Source organism: Peribacillus asahii, assembly GCF_003570725.1.
GTDB classification, from domain to species: Bacteria; Bacillota; Bacilli; order Bacillales; family DSM-1321; genus Peribacillus; species Peribacillus asahii.
In genome coordinates this window covers 1-2,191 of record NZ_QWVS01000077.1, presented here as the reverse complement: position 1 = coordinate 2,191, position 2,191 = coordinate 1, and the positions used below count along the sequence as shown (strand labels likewise).

The 2,191-nt window shown below is 39.3% G+C and carries 1 protein-coding gene; it reads left to right on the top strand.

What is annotated here, in order from left to right:
• Nucleotides 1-226 precede the first annotated feature (226 nt).
• Nucleotides 227-1,492: a LysM peptidoglycan-binding domain-containing protein gene (locus tag D1953_RS20870; protein ID WP_119119066.1), complete on the top strand. Its 1,266-nt coding sequence runs from the start codon at nt 227-229 to the stop codon at nt 1,490-1,492.
• Nucleotides 1,493-2,191 lie beyond the last annotated feature (699 nt).

Here is a 2,191-nt window from a genome sequence, read left to right as displayed (position 1 = left end):
AAATAATACATTTATTTTCCCTCTACTCGATTTCCAATAACGATGTGAACTGTTGAAATATAGGTTTTGAATAAATATATTAGGAGCGAATTCCTAGGTCTGCCATGTTTCTCCTCTCTTTTTCTTTTAAACAAACATTCCTTTGCATTCTCTATGGGAATCCCAAGTTTTTAGGTACTATTTAATGAATTCAAGACCATATACTAGGAACAAGGGGGTGAAACGAATGACCGTTCATGTTGTCCAAAAGGGAGAATCCTTATGGCAAATTGCAAATCAATATCAGGTTCCGGTTTCTACTATTGTTGAAGTGAATGGTTTGCCTTCTACGAATGTCATCATACCTGGTCTAGCGCTTTACATTCCGGACGGAGCTATTGTTCAGATAAGACCTTATATGGTCAAAGCAGGAGATACGCTTAGGCAGCTGGCTAAGCGTTTTAACACCACGATAGAAGCTATATTACAAGCAAATCCAAGGATAAATCCGAGTCAATTATATATTGGCCAAAGGCTCTTGATTTCAACACCGTTGAAACCCCAAATAGAAACGCTAGGATTTATTATTCCATACTCACCACAATCCACTTTACCAATTCTTCGGACTTTATCTAATTCGCTTACGTATATAGCAGTTGTATCTTATTCGTTCACCACACAAGGCTATGCCTATGCGTTATTAGATGATACAGAGGTCGTTAGGGAAAGCAAAAAGCTGGGTATCACACCTCTTTTAATGATTCGTAACTTTACATCCGAGGGTTTTGATGCTGAATTAGCCGGGAACGTGTTTGCTAATCCAGTTTATCGGAGAAATTTAGTTGATAGTTTATTACGGTTTGTTAATGAAAAAGAATATGGCGGAGTTTCACTGGATATTGAATTTATTCCTCCTGCACGAAGGAGAGAGTTTAATACATTTTTGAACGAATTAAAAGCTGCTCTTGGTTCGCGCATTCTACATGTTAATGTACATGCAAAAACAGAAGACCTTCCAACGAATCGGATCGTAGGAGCCTATGACTATCAGTCAATTGGAGCGATTGCAGACGTGGTAGCTGTTATGACGATTGATTATGGATATCCAGGAGGTCCGCCCAATCCGGTAGCCCCGTTGTGGTGGATGTATCAGATTGTCCGGTATGCAACAAGTTTGATTGATTCTCGTAAGGTACAAATTGCTTTTCCTTTGTATGGATATGATTGGAGAGTAATCGATAATACGACCACGGCTTTATCAGTTAATGGTGCACAAAACCAGGCAATCTCTGCTAACACAGTGATTGAATTTAATCAGGTAGCTGCCTCACCATGGTATCGATACTGGAAAGATACGGAAGAACATATCGTTTGGTTTGAAGATATTAGGAGTTATCAGGAAAAATACAATTTAGTCGATCAATATCAATTGTTAGGTGTAACGTACTGGCAATTGAACCTGGCAGCACCGCAGAATTGGGTCTATTTAAATAATCATTTTATTGTTACATAGAAGTAACCGGATCTGGGTTGCTTTTATTATTCCTCAAAAAAGCTCAATTCTTTAATAAGAAATGCGAATTTCAAATTTGACATATATTGCGAAGTAAACAAAAAACAAGCTCCTCTATAAAGGGACGTTTCATTAGGAAATTGAATAGGTTATTCCAGAAAAGGGCGCTATCCTAGCAAGGATCAGCGCTTATTCCCATTTTAGGGCCAGATTGCGCGTGCGAAATGTTCCTAGCTCAAATGAAATGTGGTTTACACAATTTCGGTAAAGGTTAGGCAGTTTTAGATTTCTAAAACTGAAGGGTTATGTCGAGGAGTCGAATGAGGAGGTAACGCTCGGAAAGGCTCCCCCTGCGTCGAATAGCACTCTGTTTAGTAAGGAAAAGTGTGTTATAAGCTCGGCTAATAGGCGTGAGAATTTACCGTAACAGTCCGGCTGACGAAAGCCTACCCGATGGGGCGGTGTAAATCATGATGCTTGGGTTGAACAGATATGGTGAGAATGCAATGAAATAGAACAATAAACTATGTTGCTGACGAACTTCTGAATGTACGGGTCTAGACTGGCAATACATAGAAATGTGTATATCACAAAACGTGAGGTTAGCTATGGATGAGTAAGAATCCGCAATATAAAAATCCATCTTGTGTTACAGGCACATGCAAGGCTAACAGGCTCATAGGAAGCACCTAAATTTGT